Annotated in this window: 18 protein-coding genes; 13 read left to right on the forward strand and 5 right to left on the reverse strand. The window is 63.8% G+C overall.

Annotation, left to right across the window (positions count from 1 at the left end; genetic code table 11):
* Nucleotides 1–11 precede the first annotated feature (11 nt).
* On the reverse strand, nt 12–629 hold the full coding sequence (locus ACFTOW_RS07245) for a TetR family transcriptional regulator C-terminal domain-containing protein (RefSeq protein ID WP_379914461.1): 618 nt from the start codon (nt 627–629) through the stop codon (nt 12–14).
* Between the two features lie 158 nt (nt 630–787).
* On the opposite strand from ACFTOW_RS07245, the gene ACFTOW_RS07250 reads away from it, so the two are divergent.
* The 6 genes from ACFTOW_RS07250 (at nt 788) to ACFTOW_RS07275 (ending at nt 7,634) form a co-directional block, all read left to right on the forward strand.
* Nucleotides 788–2,038: a Zn-dependent hydrolase gene (locus tag ACFTOW_RS07250; RefSeq protein ID WP_379914396.1), complete on the forward strand. Its 1,251-nt coding sequence runs from the start codon at nt 788–790 to the stop codon at nt 2,036–2,038.
* A 57-nt stretch (nt 2,039–2,095) separates the two neighbouring features.
* Complete coding sequence (gene hydA / locus ACFTOW_RS07255) at nt 2,096–3,550, forward strand: dihydropyrimidinase (protein WP_379914397.1); 1,455 nt, start codon at nt 2,096–2,098, stop codon at nt 3,548–3,550.
* 469 nt (nt 3,551–4,019) lie between these two features.
* Nucleotides 4,020–4,802: an ABC transporter ATP-binding protein gene (locus tag ACFTOW_RS07260; RefSeq protein ID WP_379914398.1), complete on the forward strand. Its 783-nt coding sequence runs from the start codon at nt 4,020–4,022 to the stop codon at nt 4,800–4,802.
* Nucleotides 4,803–4,895: 93 nt separating this feature from the next.
* Nucleotides 4,896–5,759, forward strand: coding sequence for an ABC transporter permease (locus tag ACFTOW_RS07265; protein WP_379914399.1), 864 nt, complete (start codon nt 4,896–4,898; stop codon nt 5,757–5,759).
* Complete coding sequence (locus ACFTOW_RS07270; RefSeq protein WP_379914400.1) at nt 5,759–6,604, forward strand: ABC transporter permease; 846 nt, start codon at nt 5,759–5,761, stop codon at nt 6,602–6,604. Before ACFTOW_RS07265 ends, ACFTOW_RS07270 begins: the two co-directional genes overlap by 1 nt.
* Before the next feature lie 43 nt (nt 6,605–6,647).
* Nucleotides 6,648–7,634: an ABC transporter substrate-binding protein gene (locus tag ACFTOW_RS07275; protein WP_379914401.1), complete on the forward strand. Its 987-nt coding sequence runs from the start codon at nt 6,648–6,650 to the stop codon at nt 7,632–7,634.
* 244 nt (nt 7,635–7,878) lie between these two features.
* Here ACFTOW_RS07275 and ACFTOW_RS07280 read toward each other — a convergent pair whose 3' ends face one another.
* Together ACFTOW_RS07280 and ACFTOW_RS07285 are read right to left on the reverse strand one after the other, a co-directional pair.
* Nucleotides 7,879–9,201 (reverse strand): ammonium transporter, encoded by a 1,323-nt coding sequence (locus ACFTOW_RS07280; RefSeq protein ID WP_379914402.1) that lies wholly within the window; start codon nt 9,199–9,201, stop codon nt 7,879–7,881.
* A gap of 26 nt (nt 9,202–9,227) precedes the next feature.
* On the reverse strand, nt 9,228–9,566 hold the full coding sequence (locus ACFTOW_RS07285; protein WP_024810600.1) for a P-II family nitrogen regulator: 339 nt from the start codon (nt 9,564–9,566) through the stop codon (nt 9,228–9,230).
* A gap of 261 nt (nt 9,567–9,827) precedes the next feature.
* Here ACFTOW_RS07285 and ACFTOW_RS07290 point away from each other — a divergent pair, with 261 nt between their 5' ends.
* A complete protein-coding gene (locus ACFTOW_RS07290; RefSeq protein WP_379914403.1) occupies nt 9,828–12,062 on the forward strand; it encodes a transglycosylase domain-containing protein in 2,235 nt (744 codons plus the stop codon).
* Between the two features lie 5 nt (nt 12,063–12,067).
* On the opposite strand, the gene ACFTOW_RS07295 is transcribed toward ACFTOW_RS07290, so the two are convergent.
* Together ACFTOW_RS07295 and ACFTOW_RS07300 are read right to left on the reverse strand one after the other, a co-directional pair.
* On the reverse strand, nt 12,068–12,688 hold the full coding sequence (locus ACFTOW_RS07295; protein ID WP_379914404.1) for an MlaC/ttg2D family ABC transporter substrate-binding protein: 621 nt from the start codon (nt 12,686–12,688) through the stop codon (nt 12,068–12,070).
* Nucleotides 12,678–13,415 (reverse strand): MlaA family lipoprotein, encoded by a 738-nt coding sequence (locus ACFTOW_RS07300; protein ID WP_379914405.1) that lies wholly within the window; start codon nt 13,413–13,415, stop codon nt 12,678–12,680. The genes ACFTOW_RS07295 and ACFTOW_RS07300 overlap by 11 nt, the downstream gene beginning before the upstream one ends.
* Nucleotides 13,416–13,649: 234 nt before the next feature.
* On the opposite strand from ACFTOW_RS07300, the gene ACFTOW_RS07305 reads away from it, so the two are divergent.
* The 6 genes from ACFTOW_RS07305 (at nt 13,650) to ACFTOW_RS07330 (ending at nt 19,614) form a co-directional block, all read left to right on the forward strand.
* Nucleotides 13,650–15,383, forward strand: a complete 1,734-nt coding sequence (locus ACFTOW_RS07305) for a type I secretion system permease/ATPase (protein WP_379914406.1) — start codon at nt 13,650–13,652, stop codon at nt 15,381–15,383.
* Nucleotides 15,380–16,687: an HlyD family type I secretion periplasmic adaptor subunit gene (locus ACFTOW_RS07310; protein ID WP_379914407.1), complete on the forward strand. Its 1,308-nt coding sequence runs from the start codon at nt 15,380–15,382 to the stop codon at nt 16,685–16,687. The genes ACFTOW_RS07305 and ACFTOW_RS07310 overlap by 4 nt, the downstream gene beginning before the upstream one ends.
* A 169-nt stretch (nt 16,688–16,856) precedes the next feature.
* A complete protein-coding gene (locus ACFTOW_RS07315; protein ID WP_379914408.1) occupies nt 16,857–17,318 on the forward strand; it encodes a RidA family protein in 462 nt (153 codons plus the stop codon).
* Complete coding sequence (locus ACFTOW_RS07320; RefSeq protein ID WP_379914409.1) at nt 17,315–18,079, forward strand: glycerophosphodiester phosphodiesterase family protein; 765 nt, start codon at nt 17,315–17,317, stop codon at nt 18,077–18,079. The genes ACFTOW_RS07315 and ACFTOW_RS07320 overlap by 4 nt, the downstream gene beginning before the upstream one ends.
* 51 nt (nt 18,080–18,130) lie before the next feature.
* A complete protein-coding gene (locus ACFTOW_RS07325) occupies nt 18,131–19,318 on the forward strand; it encodes a GNAT family N-acetyltransferase (protein WP_379914462.1) in 1,188 nt (395 codons plus the stop codon).
* A complete protein-coding gene (locus ACFTOW_RS07330) occupies nt 19,315–19,614 on the forward strand; it encodes a 4a-hydroxytetrahydrobiopterin dehydratase (RefSeq protein ID WP_379914410.1) in 300 nt (99 codons plus the stop codon). Before ACFTOW_RS07325 ends, ACFTOW_RS07330 begins: the two co-directional genes overlap by 4 nt.
* Nucleotides 19,615–19,645: the final 31 nt, after the last annotated feature.

Here is a 19,645-nt window from a genome sequence, read left to right on the forward strand (position 1 = left end):
TAAACGTCTGGTTAAGGCGTCAGCATCTCGCGAAACATCCGTTCCAGATGCTGGCTCGCCCCGTCCCACATGTCGGGCTGGTCGGGCATCAGCACGGCCAGTTGCGATTCGAAATCGGCGTAATGCTGCGTGGTGGCCCAGATCGACACGATCAGGTGGCCGGGATCGACCGGGGCCAGCCGTCCCTGCGCCACCCATTGCGCGATCAAGGTGCATTTGCGGTCGAACAGAGGTTTCAACCCACTTTCCAGATGCGGGGCCATGCGTGGTGCGCCCTGGATGATCTCATTCGCGAAAAGGCGGCTTTCGCGGGGGTAATCGCGGCTCATCTGAAGTTTGCGGTGGATGTAGCCCAGCAATTCCTCCAGCGGGTCGCCGTCCTCATCCATCGCGATCAGCGGGTCCAGCCATGCCTCCATCAGCCGGTTCAGAAGGGTGACGTGAATCTCTTCCTTTCCGTTGAAATAATAGAGTATGTTGGGCTTGGACAGGCCGGCGGTCTCGGCGATCTGGTCAAGCGTCGCACCGCGGTAGCCATGCTGCGAAAACACGTCGAGCGCGGCGTCGAGGATGCGCTTGCGGTTTTTCTGCTGGATGCGGCTGGGCTTTTTCGGGCTGGGCTGGTCCATCGCTGCTGCATCTTTCATCACGTTGCCCCGGGGGATAGCCTGTTGGCGGCGGGCCCGCCAAGATGAATCTTGACAGGTTGCAGGCCATTGGCAATCGTGAGTTTACCAAATGGTAAAAAAGCGGCAAGCGAAGCCGCAAGGCAAGACAGGGGGATATCATGTCTGCACCGGGTGAAAACCTGCGGATCAATGGCGACCGTCTGTGGGACAGCCTCATGGAGATGGCCAAGATCGGCCCGGGTGTGGCCGGTGGCAACAACCGCCAGACGCTGACCGACGCGGATGCCGAAGGGCGCGCGCTGTTCCAGCAGTGGTGCGAGGCTGCGGGCTGCGAGATGGGGCTGGACACGATGGGCAACATGTTTGCGCTGCGCGCCGGCACCGACCCCGATGCGCTGCCGGTCTATGTGGGCAGCCATCTGGACACCCAGCCCACGGGCGGGAAATACGACGGCGTGCTGGGCGTGTTGGGCGGGCTGGAAATCCTGCGCACGCTGAACGATCTGGGGATCAGGACCAGGCACCCGATCGTCGTCACCAACTGGACGAACGAAGAAGGCACGCGCTATGCCCCGGCGATGCTGTCGTCGGGCGTGTTTGCCGGGATCCACGCCGAGGACTGGGCCAAGGACCGCGTGGATGCGGCGGGCAAGCGTTTCGGCGACGAGTTGAAGCGCATCGGCTGGGAAGGCGAAGAACCCGTGGGCGCGCGCAAGATGCACGCGTTTTTCGAGTTGCACATCGAGCAGGGTCCGATCCTCGAGGCCGAGGGCGTGGATGTCGGCGTTGTCACCCATGGTCAGGGGCTGAGCTGGACGCAGGTGACGGTGACGGGGCGGGACAGCCACACCGGATCGACCCCGATGCCGATGCGCAAGAATGCCGGGCTGGGCATGGCGCGCATTCTGGAAAAGGTTGAAGAGATTGCGTGGTCGCACGCGCCCCATGCTGTTGGTGCGGCGGGGCATATCGATATCTATCCCAACTCGCGCAACGTGATCCCCGGCAAGGCGGTGTTCACCGTCGATTTCCGCAGCCCCGATCTGGCGGTGATCGAGGATATGGAGACCCGGCTGCGGACCGAGGCGCAGGCGATCTGCGATGACATGGGGCTGGAGGTTGCGTTCGAAAAGGTCGGCGGGTTCGACCCGGTGACGTTCGATCCCGGCTGCGTGCAGGCCGTGCGCGACGCGGCCGAGCGGCTGGGCTACAGCCATCGCGAAATAATCTCGGGGGCGGGGCATGATGCCTGCTGGATCAACCAGGTGGCACCGACGGCGATGATCATGTGCCCCTGTGTTGACGGGCTGAGCCATAACGAGGCCGAAGAAATCAGCAAGGAATGGTCCACCGCCGGGGCCGAGGTGCTGTTTCATGCGGTGGTCGAGACGGCGGAGATCGTTGAATAAACGTTGGCGACTGGACCGGGGCGACCTGCGTTCACGGACAACAATAGGGAGATAGCAATGACCACAGTCATCAAGAACGGCACCATCGTCACCCATGACCGGACCTACAAGGCCGATGTGCTGATCGAGGGCGAGCGGATCGTCGAGATCGGCGAGGGGCTGAAGGGCGATACCGAACTGGACGCCACCGGATGTTACGTGATGCCGGGCGGGATCGATCCGCATACGCATCTGGAAATGCCCTTCATGGGCACATACTCGACCGATGATTTCGACTCGGGCACGCGCGCGGCGCTGGCAGGAGGCACCACGATGGTGGTGGATTTCGCGCTGCCCAGCCCGGGTCAGGGCCTGCTGGACGCCCTGCAGATGTGGGACAACAAATCGGGTCGGGCGCATTGCGACTTCAGCTACCACATGGCGGTGACATGGTGGAGCGAGCAGGTGTTCGACGAGATGAAGACCGTGATCGAGACGCGCGGGATCAACACCTTCAAGCATTTCATGGCCTACAAGGGCGCGCTGATGGTGAACGACGACGAGATGTTCGCCAGCTTCAAACGCCTGGCCGAACTGGGTGGCACCGCCATGGTGCATGCGGAAAACGGCGACGTGGTGGCGGAGCTGTCGGCGCGGCTGCTGGCCGAGGGCAATAGCGGCCCCGAGGCTCATGCCTACTCGCGCCCGTCGCAGGTTGAGGGCGAGGCGGTCAACCGTGCCATCATGATCGCGGACATGGCGGGTGTGCCGCTGTATGTGGTGCATGTGTCCTGCGAAGAAGCGCACGAGGCGATCCGGCGCGCGCGCCAACAGGGCAAGCGGGTCTGGGGCGAGCCGCTGATCCAGCATCTGACACTGGACGAGTCCGAGTATTTCAACGCCGATTGGGACCATGCCGCGCGGCGCGTGATGTCACCGCCGTTCCGCAACAAGGCGCATCAGGACAGCCTGTGGGCAGGTCTGCAATCGGGCAGCCTGTCGGTGGTGGCGACGGATCACTGCGCCTTTACCACCGAGCAGAAACGCTATGGCGTGGGCGATTTCACCAAGATCCCCAATGGCACCGGCGGGCTGGAGGACCGGATGCCGATGCTGTGGACCTATGGGGTGGGCACCGGCCGGCTGACGCCCGAGGAGTTCGTGGCCGTCACCTCGACCAACGTGGCCAAGGTGTTGAACTGCTATCCGAAGAAGGGTGCGATCCTGCCCGGTGCGGATGCCGATATCGTGGTCTGGGACCCGGAAAAGGAAAAGACCATCACTGCAGGTGCGCAGGTTTCTGCCATTGATTACAACGTGTTCGAAGGTCACAAGGTCAAGGGCCTGCCCCGGTTCACCCTGACGCGTGGCCATGTCGCTGTGTATGACGGCGAGATGCGCAGCCGCGAAGGGCACGGGCAGTTCGTCGCGCGCAAGGGCAACACGGCGACCAACACCGCGCTGTCGAAATGGAAAGACCTGACCGCCCCGCGCCCCGTAGAGCGCACGGGCATTCCGGCGACGGGGGTGTGAGCATGGGTTGGTTGACTTTTTGTTTCATTTGGAGCATTTTTGTACCAAATGAAACGTTTTGAAAGGACACTTCAATGCCCATTAAACGATACGCGCGCCCTGCGAGGCGACATGAGCAGGCACATCAAATATTCATGATTGTTTCCAGTTTCGTTGGACATAAGTGCTCGGGGAGGCTGGCCCGGCAAGGAATCCTTACATACGGGGAGTTGGCTCAGTTGATGGGCTATACAGTTCAGGCTGGCCACACGCTCTCCGAACCATTGGGAATGGTCGCCCGTTTCTGCCAAGCGCATGAGCTACCTCTACTAAATGTAATGGTAGTAAACTATGAAACCGGTGAGCCTGGGCATGATGTGATAATCAATCCTCTGCAATCGGTGACTAAGGAACAGAATCTTGTCAACTCATTCAAATGGTTTGAAGTCAGACCCCCGACACTCCGTTCGATGAGAGAAGCATCTGTAGAATGAGCATGTCAATCATAGCGGCGCGCGATCTGGACCTGACGTTCCAGACCAATGACGGCCCGGTTCATGCGCTGAAGGGTGTCGATCTGGACATCGCCAAGGGCGACTTCGTGTCCTTCATCGGGCCGTCGGGGTGTGGCAAGACGACGTTCCTGCGCTGCATGGCCGATCTGGAAACCCCCACCGGCGGCAGCATCACCGTCAACGGGGTGAGCGCCGAAGAGGCCCGTAAATCAAGGGCTTATGGTTATGTGTTTCAGGCGGCGGGCCTGTATCCGTGGCGCACCATCGGGCGCAACGTGTCCCTGCCGCTGGAGATCATGGGGTATGACAAGGCCGACATACGTGCCCGTGTGGCCCGTGTGCTGGAGCTGGTCGATCTGGCGGGGTTCGAAAAGAAGTTCCCCTGGCAATTGTCTGGGGGCATGCAGCAGCGCGCCAGCATCGCGCGGGCGCTGGCCTTCGATGCCGACATTCTGTTGATGGATGAACCCTTTGGCGCGCTGGACGAGATCGTGCGCGACCACCTGAACGAGCAGTTGCTCAAGCTTTGGGACCGCACCAACAAGACTATCGCTTTTGTCACCCATTCGATTCCCGAGGCGGTGTATCTGTCGACCCGGATCGTGGTGATGAGCCCGCGACCGGGGCGCATCACCGACGTGATCGAAAGCACTCTGCCGCGCAACCGGCCGCTGGATATCCGCGACACGCCCGAGTTTCTGGAGATCGCCCATCGCGTCCGCGAAGGGCTGCGCGCGGGGCATGCCTATGAGGGATAAGGCGGTCACATCCCGTGCACGGGCCATGCACATGGCATGCATATACGCATGCGTATGGTTCTGTAGCGGCCACAAGTCGGGGGAAGGGCGAGGATGACACGCAACGCGCTGCCGATCCTGACCATCGTCGCCGCGATTTTCGTGCTTTGGTATGCTGCCGCCGTCTGGCTGAACGCGGCCTGGGCCTATGACCGGGCGGGGCGCGCGGGGGTCGAGCTGTCATACACCGAAATGGTGGCCGACACCTGGGCGCAGGACAAGCCCAAGCTGCCCGCACCGCATCAGGTGGCGGTCGAGCTGTGGGAAACCACGGTCGAAAAGAACATCACGTCAAAGCGCAGCCTGATCTATCATTCCTGGATCACTCTGTCGGCCACGCTGCTGGGGTTCGCCATGGGCACCGCGCTGGGCATCGCGCTGGCGGTGGGCATCGTCTATAATCGCGTCATGGACATGAGCGTGATGCCTTGGGTCATCGCCAGCCAGACCATCCCGATCCTTGCCATCGCGCCGATGATCATCGTGGTGCTGAACGCGGTGGGCATTTCGGGGCTGCTGCCCAAGGCGCTGATCTCGATGTATCTGTCGTTTTTCCCGGTGGTCGTGGGCATGGTCAAGGGGTTGCGCAGTCCCGGTGTGATGCAGCTTGACCAGATGAAGACATGGAACGCCAGTTCGGGGCAGACGTTCTGGACCCTGCGCCTGCCATCGTCGATGCCGTATCTGTTCACCTCGATGAAGGTGGCGATGGCGGCGTCGCTGGTGGGTGCCATCGTGGGCGAATTGCCCACCGGGGCGGTGGCCGGACTGGGCGCGCGCCTGCTGGCGGGAAGCTATTATGGCCAGACGATCCAGATCTGGAGCGCGCTTTTGATGGCCGCGGCACTGGCGGCGGTGTTGGTGTCCGGTATCGGCCTGATCCAGCGGATCGTGCTGAAACGCATGGGGATGGCGTGATGGGCTGGGTTCTTGCAGGGCTGGTGGCATGGGCCCTGGGCTGGCTGGCCAATGTCTGGCTGGCACGCCTGCCCAAAAGCCGCGCCACGGGGCTGGCGGTGCCGGTGATATTCGGCATCACGCTGCTGGTGATGTGGGAATGTTTCGTGCGCGGACTTGATGTGCCTTCGGTCATCCTGCCGCCACCCTCGGCCATTGCCGCGCGGTTCGCGATTTCCACCGGCATCCTGTGGCAGGATTTCGTGCAGACCGTGATCAAGGGTGCGCTGTCGGGCTATGTCATGGGCTGCGGCGCGGCCTTTTTGATAGCGGTGGCGATCGACCGCTTTCCGTTTCTGCAACGCGGGCTGCTGCCGGTGGGAAATTTCGTGGCCGCGCTGCCGATCATCGGCATGGCCCCGATCCTGGTGATGTGGTTCGGCTTTGACTGGCAGTCCAAGGCGGCCGTGGTCGTGGTGATGGTGTTCTTTCCAATGCTGGTGAACACCGTGCAGGGCTTGCAGGCCAGCGAGAGGATGCAGCGCGACCTGATGCGCACCTACGGGTCCAGCTACTGGCAGACGCTGCTGAAACTGCGCCTGCCGGCCGCGATGCCGTTCATCTTCAACGGGCTCAAGATCGCAACCACGCTGGCGCTGATCGGTGCGATCGTGGCCGAGTTCTTTGGCTCGCCCATCAAGGGCATGGGCTTTCGCATCTCGACCTCGGTTGGGCAGTTGGCGCTGGATCTGGTCTGGGCCGAGATCGTGGTCGCCGCCATCGCAGGGTCGGCATTTTATGGCGGGGTCGCGCTGCTGGAAAAGGCAGTGACCTTCTGGCACCCGTCGCAACGAGGCAGAGCATAACAAAAAACAACCAAGCCAACAAACCAGCAAGGAGAGTATGACAATGAAACATGTGGGAACGACACTGGGTGTGGCCGCCCTTGGCCTTTGGGGCGGCATGGCCGCCGCGGACGAGGTGACGCTGCAACTGAAATGGGTCACGCAGGCGCAGTTTGCGGGCTATTACGTGGCGCAGGACAAGGGCTTTTATGACGAAGAAGGGCTGGATGTGACGATCAAGCCCGGCGGCCCGGATATCGCGCCGACGCAGGTGATCGCCGGGGGCGGGGCCGACGTGATGGTCGACTGGATGCCCGCCGCGCTGGCCGCGCGCGAAAAGGGTCTGCCGCTGGTCAATATCGCCCAGCCGTTCAAATCCTCGGGGATGATGCTGACCTGCCGCAAGGACAGCGGCGTGGCCACCACGGATGACCTGCCGGGCAAGACGCTGGGCGTGTGGTTCTTTGGCAACGAGTTCCCGTTCCTGAGCTGGATGAGCCAGCTTGGCATCCCCACCGATGGCAGCGACGAAGGCGTGACCGTCCTGAAACAGGGGTTCAACGTCGATCCGCTGATCCAGAACCAGGCGGCCTGTATCTCGACCATGACCTACAACGAATACTGGCAGGTGATCGACGCGGGCTTCACCCCCGAGGATCTGGTGGTGTTCAAATACGAGGATCAGGGCGTCGCCACGCTCGAGGATGGTCTCTATGTGCTCGAAGACAACTTGGACGATCCGGATTTCGTCGACCGGATGGAACTCTTTGTGCGGGCCTCGATGAAGGGCTGGAAATACGCCCAGGAAAACCCTGACGAGGCGGCCGAGATCGTACTGGACAACGACGCGACCGGCGCCCAGACCGAAGAGCACCAGAAGCGAATGATGGGCGAGATCGCCAAGCTGACCGCAGGCAGCAACGGCGCGCTGGACCCCGAGGATTACGAGCGCACGGTGCAGTCGCTGCTGGCCGGTGGGTCTGATCCGGTGATCACGCAAGAACCCGAAGGGGCCTGGACCCACGCGATCACGGACAAGGCGCTGAACTGAACCTGACCGGATGACGACGGCAAGGCCCGGGTGCCCCCCGGGCCTTTTCTTTTGCGCGCTGGCCTGTGAAAGACCGGGGGTCCCCTTCATCTTGCCGGGTAAACTCCCGCCGGAGGCATCCGACAGCGCCGCCAGTGCAATGGGTCAAGGTTCATCCCCCCGGTGCCACCCGCGGCGGCCCGGGCCGCCGCCCCCAAGGGCGCAGGCGAGNGGTCAGTGTCAAAGAAGCTGATGGAAGGAGGTATCAGCCCTTGGTGAAGTCGGGATAGGCCTCCATGCCCAGTTCCGATGTATCCAGACCGGTGATCTCGGCCTCTTCGCTGACGCGGATCCCGATGGTCAGCTTGAGGATGAACCAGACCACCAGCGCCACCACGAAGGTGAACACGCCGTAGGCCACGATGCCCGTCACCTGTGTCGTCAGGCTGGTGTCGCCGTTGTAGAACACCACGGCGAGGGTGCCCCAGATACCGGCAAACAGGTGGACGGGGATCGCGCCGACGACATCGTCGATCTTGAGCTTGTCCAGCAGCGGCACGGCGTAGACCACGATCACGCCACCCACGGCCCCGATCCACAGCGACCCGAACAGCGTCGGTGCCAGCGGTTCGGCGGTGATCGACACCAGACCGGCCAGCGCACCGTTCAGAACCATCGTCAGGTCGACCTTTCCATAGGTCAGTTGGGTCAGGATCAGCGCGGCGACGGCCCCGGCGGATGCGGCCATGTTGGTGTTGGCAAAGATCCGGCCGACATCGGTGATGTCACCCACGGTGCCCGCAGCCAGCTGCGAGCCGCCGTTGAAGCCGAACCAGCCCAGCCACAGGATGAACGTGCCCAGCGTGGCCAGTGCAAGGTTGGAGCCCGGCATCGGATTGACGCGCCCGTCCTTGTACTTGCCCAGACGCGGACCCAGCACGATGGCACCTGCCAGCGCGGCCCAGCCACCGACCGAGTGAACCACGGTCGAACCGGCGAAATCCGAGAAGCCCATTTCGGAAAGGAAACCGCCGCCCCACTGCCAGGAGCCCGAGATCGGGTACATGAAACCGGTCAGCACGACCACGAAGGCCAGGAACGGCCACAGCTTGATCCGCTCGGCCAGCGCGCCGGACACGATCGAGGCGGTGGCGGCGACGAACATCAGCTGAAAGAAGAAGTCCGAGGCGACCGAGGCATAGCCGAGATCGGCGTCGGCCGCATCCAGACCCACTGGCTCAAGCTGGGTGATGCTGAAGAAGCTGCCGATGTAGCCATTGAAATCGCCCGGATACATCAGGTTGAAGCCGACCAGCCAGTACATGATGCCCGCGATGGAGAACAGTGCGATGTTCTTGGTCAGCTGCATCGTCACGTTCTTGGAACGGACGAGGCCGGCCTCGAGCATGGCAAAGCCTGCGGCCATCCAGAACACCAGAAAGCCGCCGATCAGGAACAGCAGCGTCGTCATGATATAGGGCATGATATCGGGCGCGGCCTCGGCTGCGGCCTCGGTCTCTTGCGCCATCCCGAGGCTGGGCAGCGCGACAAGCGCGGCTGCCAACCCCAGTTTCGTTGCGAAATTCATCATCTTGTCCTTTCCCCCTGCACGCATCACAGCGCGTCTTCGTTGGTTTCGCCGGTGCGCACGCGCACGGCCTGCTGAAGGTCCAGCACAAAGATCTTGCCGTCACCGATCTTGCCGGTCTTGGCGGTCTTTGCGATGGTTTCGACCACCTGATCGGCCATCGCGGCGTTCACGGCGATCTCCAGCTTGATCTTGGGCACGAAATTCACGGCATATTCGGCACCGCGATAGATTTCGGTGTGGCCCGACTGTGCGCCGAACCCCTTGATTTCGGTCACCATCATCCCGCGCACGCCGATTTCGGTCAGCGCTTCGCGGACCTCTTCGAGCTTGAACGGTTTGATCGTTGCAATGATCAGTTTCACCTTAGTCCCCTTTGCGACTTGCGGCGGTGGGTGCCCGCCAGTTTGCAGATGCAGAAAATCGGAGAGTCGGGGCCAAGAGGAAGGTTTGGTGCTGTATCCGTGGGCATTAATCTGGGGTAAACGCACAAAAATTAATCTCAATAGGAAATATGCCTAAAAAATAGTCAAAACAAAAAGATCATGGGGTCCATGTGCAGGGTCAACATCTGTTGCTATCAGGGGTATGGTCGGTGCAATCAAAAGGGCTCGGGCAGGGCGATCATGGCTGATTCAGGACGCAGGCGGCCACCACTGGTGGCAGAACGGCGCTACGGCAGAACGACGAAGAAGACGGCGAAACCGGCAGCGCGCAAGCCTGCGGGCAAGAAACCCGTGCGGCGCAAACCTGCGCGGCAACGCAATCCGGTGGCCGCGTTCTTCATCGGGATCATCCGGTTCTTCTGGCGCATCATCTGGGGCGTGTCGTGGCGGCTGGGAACGGTGGCCTTGCTGCTGCTGGGTCTGGCGGTCGGGTATTTCTACAGCAGCCTTCCGGACCTGGATCAGGTGCTGGACGGGCGGCAGCGCGGGTCGGTCACGCTGCTGGATGCCAATGGCGCGAAATTCGCATGGCGTGGCGATCAGTTCGGCGGAGTCGTGACCGCGGACATGGTCAGCCCGCATCTGAAGAATGCCGTCATCGCGATCGAGGACAAGCGGTTCTATCGTCATTTCGGCGTCAGCCCGCGCGGGATCGCCAGCGCCATCCGCATCAACATGCGCGAGGGGCGCAGCCCGTTTTCCGGCCATGGCGGATCGACCATCACGCAGCAGACGGCCAAGCTGATGTGTCTCGGGGTGGAGTACGATCCCGCGCAATGGAAGACCGAAGCCGCCTACGAGGCGGATTGCCGCCGCAACTCGCTGTCGCGCAAGGCCAAGGAGGCGGTCTATGCGTTGGCGATGGAGGCGAAATACACCAAGGACGAGATCCTGACGATCTACATGAACCGCGCCTATATGGGCGGCGGGGCGTTCGGGGCCGAGGCTGCGTCGCAGCGGTTTTTCGGCAAGACCGCGGGGCAGTTGATTCCGGCGGAAGGCGCGATGCTGGCGGGTCTGTTGACCGCGCCCACGGCGCTGTCGCCCACCAATAACCTGGAGCGGTCGCAGGACCGGGCCGGGCTGGTGATCGGGCTGATGCGCGATCAGGGCTATCTGACGGACGCGCAGGCACGCGAGGCACGGGCCAACCCGGCGCAACTGTCCGAGGCGGCCGAGGCGCAAGCGGGCGGGTACTTTGCCGATTGGGTGATGTCGTCCGGCCCCGAGTTCTTTACCCGCAATACGTCGGATGACGTGATCATCGGCACCACGCTGGACCCGCGCGTGCAGCGGGCCGCCGAGGACGCGATGAAGCACATCTTTGAAACCAAGGTGCGCGAGGGGTCAAAGGCGCAGGCGGCCATCGTGGTCATGGATGCCGAAGGTGCCGTGCGGGCCATGGTCGGCGGGCGTCAGACCAAGGTGATCGGGGCGTTCAACCGCGCCACGCAGGCGCTGCGGCAAAGCGGATCGGCGTTCAAGCCGTTTGTCTATGCCGCCGCGCTGGACATGGGATATTCGGCCAACGACGTGATCGAGGACGCGCCCTATTGCATCACCATCCCCGGTTCGGGCGAGTGGTGCCCGCAGAACTACAGCCGCGATTACAAGGGCCCGGTGACGTTGACCCGGGCGCTGAGCGACTCTCTGAACATACCGGCGGTCAAGGTGGCGCAGAGCGTCGGGCTGGACATGGTGCGCAAGGTGGCCGGCGATTTCGGCATCGCCTCGGACATGGCGCTGGGGCCGGCGCTGGCGCTGGGGGCGTCCGACACGACGCTGATCGAGATGACGGGAGCCTATGCCGGTATCCTGAACGGCGGATCGTCCGTCACGCCTTATGGTCTGGTCGAGCTGAAGATGCTGGGCGATGACACGCCGGTGATGTCGGCGACGGGCGGTATCGGCGAACGGGTGATCCAGGAGGACGCCGCGCGCGAGCTGACATGGATGATGCATCAGGTGGTGACCGATGGCACCGGCGGCCGTGCGCGCATGCCCGATGGCCGCCCCGTGGCGGGCAAGACCGGCACGACGCAGGCCGCGCGCGATGCCTGGTTCATCGGGTTTTCCGCCGATTACGTGGCCGGTGTCTGGATGGGCTATGACGACAACACGCCTCTGACCGGGGTGACGGGATCGGGCCTGCCTGCCGAGATCTGGCACGAGACGATGACACGCGTGCACGAGGGCGTGCCGGTGCGCGAGCTGCCGATGACGCCGCCTGCCGCGATGTCCGAGTTTTCCGAGCAGCCCGGGCAGATGACGCCGCAGGACAGCACCCGCAACGGGATCGAGGCCGTGCTGGACAGCCTGTTCGGAGGCGGTCGCAGCGGCGGCGGTGGTGGCGGTGGTGGTGGTGGCGGCACAGCCGAGCCGGGCCAGGCACCGACGCAGGGTGGCACCCGGTAGAGGCGTCAGGCTGCCGCGCGCAGGTCCGCGATCATCTGGTCGATGTTGCCGCCGCGCCGGTCCAGCATCGCGCCGATCTCGGTGCGTTCGGTCAGCAGCATGTTCACGCCTTCGATGAACATGTTGAAGAACCTGTCACTGCCCGAGCGGTCGGAAACCAGAAAGGTCACGTTGAACGGGGCCTTGCCGCGCAGGATTGCCGTGGTGCGCACCTCGATGAAGCTTTTGACGGCGCGTGCCTCGTTCACCTCGATCCGGCCGCCGATGAAGTCGCGGAAGCGGCGGCCATACTTGACCGAGATGAAACGCTGGAACGCCTGGGTAAAGGCGCGCATCTGGGCGGGGTTGGCACGGCGGGCATCGGCCCCCAGCGCATAGCGGGCAATCGTGGGCACGTCGGCGTAGCGCGTGAAGATGCCTTCGAATTCGCGGTACATCGCGGCCTCGGACTGGCCCGAGCTGATGACGGCGTTGATTTCGGCCACCAGCTTGTCCACCAGCGACTTGGCCGCGGCCTCGGTCATCGCAAAGGCGGGTGTGGGCAGGAACGGCAGCGCGGCGATGGTGCCGCCGATCAGGCCGAGGAAGCCGCGGCGCGAGCGGTTGGAGCGTGGTCTATTCTGCATAGGGATCATCATAGGGGTCCTCGTACATCGGGTCGTTGCCGGTGGCATAGGGGTCGTCATAATCGGCATCCGAACCACCGCCGAGTTCGAACCGCCGGTTCTGCAGGTACATCAGCCGCGTCTGGGCATAGCTGTCGGCGCTGTCGTACAGCACCGAATCAACCGTGCCGGAAAACTGGCCCCGGTCGGCGACACGCGCGGCGATGTTGACGCCGGTGGCATAGTATTTCTCGGGTTTGGGCAGGCTGCCGGTCAGCGGATTCAGGAAAAAGTCGACCGCGCGGCCAGCCACGTCGCGCTGTGTCGAGGGGCCAAAAACGGGAAGTTCCACATAGGCCCCTTCTCCGACACCCCATGTGTGCAGGGTTTCACCGAAATCGGTGTCGAACTCGGGCATCCCCAGCGCGCTGGCCATGTCGATCAGACCGCCCAGCCCGACCGTGGTGTTCACCGCAAAGCGCAGGGTGTTCATGATCGCGCCTTCGACATTGCCCTGAAGGGCGTGGTTCACGAAATGCCGTGGTTCGCTGAGGTTGTCGGCGAAATTGGACACGCCGGAGGTGACCGGGCCGGGTACGCCCTGCGCAAGGCCCCGGCTGGCAGGGCCGACAAGGGCACGGTCGAGGTTGCGGTTGAACTCGTGGCGAACGCGGTTCTCGTCCTCGTAGGGGTCGTTGATTCCGCTGGAAACAGGGGCAGCACAGGCCGCGACTCCGGCAAGGGCCACGCCCGAAATCAGGGACCGAAAAAAGGATGAGCGCGTGATCTTCAATTTATTTCCCACCATAATGCATGTAGATGTACCTAATTCAATTGGCGGTCGAACCCACCCCCTGCTACCCAGATAGACAGTGCTGTGGCAGATTCGCGACAGCAACACAAAAGCATTTGAACACCCGCTGCCTGTTGGCAAAACTGTGCCGGGCAGATGAATGATTAGACAGATCGGCGGAAGACGTACATGACATCCAAGAAAACCGAAGCAGGACGCGCGGAACTGGTCGCGGTGCGCAAGCAGAGCCGGTACCTGTACTGGTTCGTCGGCATTTTCAGCGTGTTCGCCAACCTTCTGATGCTGACCGGCCCGATCTACATGTTGCAGATCTATGACCGGGTGCTGGGCAGCCGGTCGTATGAGACGCTGTTCGCGCTGACGGTGCTGGTGGCGTTCCTGTACGGCATGATGGGGCTGCTGGATTACACGCGCGGGCGCGTCATGGCCCGGGTGGGCGCAAGGTTTCAGTCGGCGCTGGACAAGCGGGTGTTCGACGCGGTGATCCGCAAGTCGGCGCTGAAATCGGACGAGCAGACCTCGGGCGGGCTGCGCGATCTGGAATCGGTGCAGCGGCTGATGGCGTCGCCGGTGCTGATGTCGGTGTTCGACATCCCTGCCACGCCGTTCTTCCTGCTGGCCATCGCGATCTTTCACCCGTGGCTGGGCTATCTGGCCATTGTCGGCGGGGCGATCCTGATCTTCGTGACGGTGATCAACCAGTATGTCACGCGTCGCCCGGTGACCGAGGCCAACAGCGCCACCTATCATGCCGAGATGGTGTCGAACCAGATCCAGTCGGAATCCGAGATGGTGCAGGCGATGGGCATGCGCGACGCGGCGTTTGCGCGCTGGCAGGCGGTGCGCGACCAGTCGCTGGACCGTCAGATCGGCGCGGCGGACCTGTCGGGCACGTTCACCTCGACCACCAAGACATTCCGGCTGTTCCTGCAATCGGCCATGCTGGGTCTTGGGGCCTATCTGGTGTTGCAGGGCGAGCTGACGCCGGGCGCGATGATCGCGGGGTCGATCCTGATGGGGCGCGCGCTGGCACCGATCGAGATGGCGGTGAACCAGTGGCCCGTGGTGCAGCGCGCGGTCAAGGGCTGGCAGAACCTCGAGGAACTGCTGGGCGAGGTGCCGCCCGAACAGCCGCGCACCGCCCTGCCGAAACCGCGCGCCATTCTGGACGTGCAGCAGGCCACCATCGTGCCCCCGGGCGAGGCCCAGGCGTCGCTGCGCATGGTCAGCTTCAAGGTCGAGCCGGGGCAGGCCGTGGGCGTGATCGGCCCGTCCGGGGCGGGAAAGTCCACGCTGGCCCGCGCCATCACAGGGGTCTGGCGACCGGCCGGGGGCAAGATCCGGCTGGATGGGGCCTCGCTGGATCAGTACGAACCCACGGTTCTGGGCGAGCATATCGGCTATCTGCCGCAGCGGGTGCAGTTGTTTGACGGCTCGATCGCCGCCAACATCGCCCGGCTGGCGGGCCAGCCCGACCCGGAAAAGGTGGTTGCGGCGGCCAAGAAGGCGGGTGCGCATGACATGATCCTGAAGCTGCCCAACGGCTATGACACGCAGGTGTCGGCGGCGGGCGGGCGTCTGTCGGGCGGGCAGATGCAGCGCATCGGGCTGGCCCGGGCGATGTATTCCGACCCGATGATCCTTGTGCTGGACGAGCCGAACTCGAACCTCGACAACGAGGGCAGTGACGCGCTGAACCTTGCGATCCGGCAGATGAAATCCGAAGGCAAGTCGGTTCTGATCATGGCGCACCGGCCCGCGGCGATTCAGGAATGCGACATGCTGCTGATGCTGGAAGGCGGACAGCGCGTGGCCTATGGACCAAAGGAAGAGGTGCTGCGCAAGGTCGTGCAGAACCATCAGCAGATCACCCAGAGCAAGGGCGGGGGCGGTGTACGATGAGCGACGCAAGGAAACGCTTTTCCACAAGCGGGCCGATGACGCTGGGCCTGATCACCTTGCTTGTGCTGGTCGGCGGGTTTGGCGGCTGGGCCGCCCTGACCAATATCTCAGGCGCGATCATCGCGGGCGGACGGATCGAGGTGGATCAGAACCGGCAGGTCGTGCAGCACCCCGATGGCGGTGTGGTCGGCGAGATCATGGTTGAGGAAGGCGACACCATCGAACTGGATCAGATCCTGATCCGGCTGGACGGTTCGCGGATGCGATCGGAACTGGCCATCATCGAAGGGCAGTTGTTTGAAATCCTGGCCCGCCGTGCCCGGCTGGAGGCCGAGCGTGACAGCGCCGAAAGCCTGACATTCGATCCTTTGCTGACCGAGGCGATGGCATGGCGGGTCGAAGTGCAAAGCCTGATGGACGGGCAGCAGCGCCTGTTCGAGGCGCGTGGCGAATCGATCGCGCAGGAGGTCGACCAGTTGCAAAAGCGCCGGGGCCAGATCGGCAACCAGGTCGAGGGCATCGAGGCGCAGCGCGTGGCGCTGACCCAGCAACTGGCGTTGATCGAGCGCGAACTGACCGATCAGCAATCGCTGCTGGATCGCGGGCTGGCGCAGGCCAGCCGCGTGCTGGCGCTGCAACGCGAACAGGCCCGGCTGAGCGGTCAGGTGGGCGAGTTGGCGGCGCAGAAGGCGCAGGCCGAGGGGCGGATCACCGAGATCGATATCGAGGTGATCAAGCTGTCGACCCGGCGGCGCGAAGAGGCGATCACCCGGCTGCGTGATTTGCAGTTCAACGAGCTGGAGCTGAAGGAGCAGCGCCGCGCCTTGATCGAGCGGCTGGAACGGATGGACATCCGCGCGCCTGTCAGCGGCGTGGTCTATGGCCTGCAGGTGTTCACGCCGCGATCCGTGGTGCGGCCGGCCGATCCGGTGATGTATATCGTGCCGCAGGATCGCCCGCTGGTGATTGCCGCGCGGGTCGATCCGACGAACATCGACCAGATCAGTGTCGGGCAGGAGGTGTCCTTGCGGTTTTCCGCGCTGGATCAGCGCACGACGCCGGAACTGTTCGGGACGGTGAACCTGATCTCGGCGGATGCGTTCACGGACGAGAACCAGGGTATTTCCTATTATCGCGCCGAGATCATCCTGAGCGAGGGCGAGCAGGCCAAGCTGCCCGAAGGCGTGACCCTGATCCCCGGCATGCCGGTGGAGGCGTTCATCCGCACCGCCGACCGCACGCCGATCGCCTATCTGGTCAAGCCGTTCACGGATTATTTTGCCAAGGCGTTCCGCGAAGGGTGACGAAGCGTCCTGTGGCGGTTTCATGGGTCGCAAGGCCGGAGCCCCAGCCGCAGGGCGGGCCCGGAATCGACGGCGGGGGTTTGACCGTGCGTTGCACGGCNATTTCGCGGTTTTCAAGCCAGCACGGGGCGGCTAGCGTGCGCGCGACGCCATCAACAGGAGAGCCGCCATGAGCCTTATCGAATCCCGCCTTGCCGAGCTGGGTGTGACCCTGCCCGATGCGCCTGCGCCAGCGGCGAATTACGTTCCCTATGTGGTGACCGGGAACACGGTTTACGTTTCGGGCCAGATCTCGATGCAGGACGGGGCGCTGATCACCGGCAAGCTGGGCGAGGGCATGACGACCGAGGCGGGGGCGGCTGCGGCGAAAACCTGTGCGATCTCGCTGCTGGCGCAGCTGCGCGCGGCCTGTGGAGGTGACATCGACCGGCTGGTGCGGGTGGTCAAGCTGGTGGGGTTTGTCAACTCGACTCCCGATTTCACCGAACAGCCCAAGGTGATCAACGGCGCGTCCGATTTTCTGGTCGCGGCGCTGGGTGACAAGGGGCGGCACGCGCGCTCGGCCGTGTCGGCGGCATCGCTGCCGCTGGGTGTGGCGGTCGAGATCGAGGCGATTTTCGAGATCGCATGATGTTGCCCCCCAGCTTTCTGCGCGCGCCCATCGCCCATCGCGCTCTGCATGACATCGGCGCGGGACGGGCCGAGAACAGCCCAAGCGCCATCGCCGCGGCGGTGGATGCGGGTTACGGCATCGAGATCGATGTGCAACTGTCACGCGATGGCCGCGCGATGGTGTTTCACGACTATGATCTTGGCCGCCTGACCGGGCAGGCAGGCGCGATCCAGCAGCGCGACGCGGCGGACCTGATGACGCTGCCGCTGCTGGGCACGTCCGATACGATCCCCAGCCTGCGTCAGGTGCTGGACATGGTGGCCGGGCAGGTGCCGCTGCTGGTCGAGATCAAGGATCAGGATGGCGGCCTGGGCCCCGCCGTCGGGCGGTTGGAGCAGGCGGTGGCCGACGACCTGCGCGGCTATGCCGGGGAACTGGCGGTGATGTCGTTCAACCCGAACGCGGTGCGCGTGTTCGGCGGCATGGCCCCGGATGTGCCACGCGGGCTGACGACCTGCGGGTTCGACGATGCCGATTGGGGGCTGGTGCCCAAGGCGCGGTTGCGCCGGCTGGTCGGGATACCGGACATGGCGGCAAGTGGCGCGTGCTTCATCAGCCATCACTGGGCCGATCTGGCGCGCCCGCGGGTGGCCGAGCTGAAGGCGCGGGGAGTGCCGGTGCTGTCATGGACCATCCGAAGCGCGCAGGACGAGGCGCAGGCGCGGCTGGTGGCCGACAACATCACCTTTGAAGGATATGCGCCTGAGATCCCTGCTTGAAGGGGTGCGGCCGTGCTCCAGATACTTGCCGAGGCAAAGGATGGCGCGGATATGAGCGAAACGCAGGTCGAGATCGAGATAGTGCAAAGCCTGGCGTCGGTGGATCCCGCCGACTGGGATGCCTGTGCCTGCCCCGAGGCGGCGCAGGGCGGCAGGGCCGAGGACCCGTTCACCACCTATCGGTTCCTGCGGGCGCTTGAGGACAGCGGCTCGGTCGGGGCGGGCAGCGGCTGGGCCCCGCATTACCTGCTGGCGCGGGCCGAGGGGCAGGTGATCGCCTGTGCGCCGCTCTATCTGAAATCGCACAGCCAGGGCGAGTACATCTTTGACCACTCCTGGGCGCATGCCTATGAGCGGGCGGGCGGGCGCTATTACCCCAAGTTCCAGATCGCGGCCCCCTTCACGCCTGCCACGGGTCGGCGGTTTCTGACCCGCCCGGGGTTGGAGCAGGCGGGCATGGCGGCGCTGGTGCAGGGCGCGGTCGAGATTGCGGCCAACAACGGGATCAGCTCGATCCATGCCACGTTCTGCACCGCGCCCGAGGCCGAGGCGGGGCGGGCACTGGGCCTGATGCACCGGCTGGGCAGCCAGTATCATTGGGAGAACCTGACCTATCAGGGGTTTGATGATTTTCTGGCGGCGCTGTCGTCGCGCAAGCGCAAGACGATCCGCAAGGAACGCGCCCGCGCGCAGGCCTTTGGTGGCGAGATCGTGCAACTGACCGGCGATGCGATCCAACCCGCGCATTGGGAGGCGTTCTGGGAGTTCTATCAGGACACCGGGGCGCGCAAATGGGGGCGGCCCTATCTGACGCGCGCGTTTTTCGACCTTGTCCAAGAGGGGATGCGCGATGATGTGCTGCTGGTGCTGGCGATGCGGGAAGGCCAGCCGGTGGCGGGGGCGCTGAACTTCATCGGAAGAACGGCGCTTTTTGGCCGGTACTGGGGCTGTGTCGAGGATCACCCCTGCCTGCATTTCGAATGCTGTTATTATCAGGCGATGGATTATGCGATTGCGCAGGGTCTGGGCCGGGTCGAGGCCGGGGCGCAGGGCGAGCACAAGATCGCGCGCGGATACCTGCCGCGTCACGTGCATTCGCTGCACTGGATCGGCGATCCGGGGTTCGCCCGGGCGGTCAAGCAGTTCCTGCGCGCCGAGCGGGATGCCGTGGATCAGGAGGTCGAGATCCTGACGGATTACGGCCCGTTTCGAAAAACCGAAGAGAAGGAACAGGAATGACCGACAAGCTGAGCGATACCGGGCGCAAGACGATGCTGGAGCCGTTGCTCGCCACCGGCTGGGAACTGGACGAGGGGCGCGATGCGATTGCCAAGACGTTCGTCTTTGACGATTTCGTCGGGGCCTTCGGGTTCATGACCCGTGCGGCGCTGTGGGCGGAAAAGTGGGATCACCACCCGGAATGGTCGAATGTCTACAAGACGGTCAAGGTTGTGCTGACCACGCATGACGTGGACGGCCTGTCGGCACTGGACGTCAAGCTGGCGCGCAAGATGGACCAGATCGCGGGGGCGTGACGGTTTCGGGGGGGCACCTGCCCCCCGTTTG

It is taken from the genome of Lacimonas salitolerans, assembly GCF_042677865.1.
GTDB classification, from domain to species: Bacteria; Pseudomonadota; Alphaproteobacteria; order Rhodobacterales; family Rhodobacteraceae; genus Lutimaribacter; species Lutimaribacter salitolerans.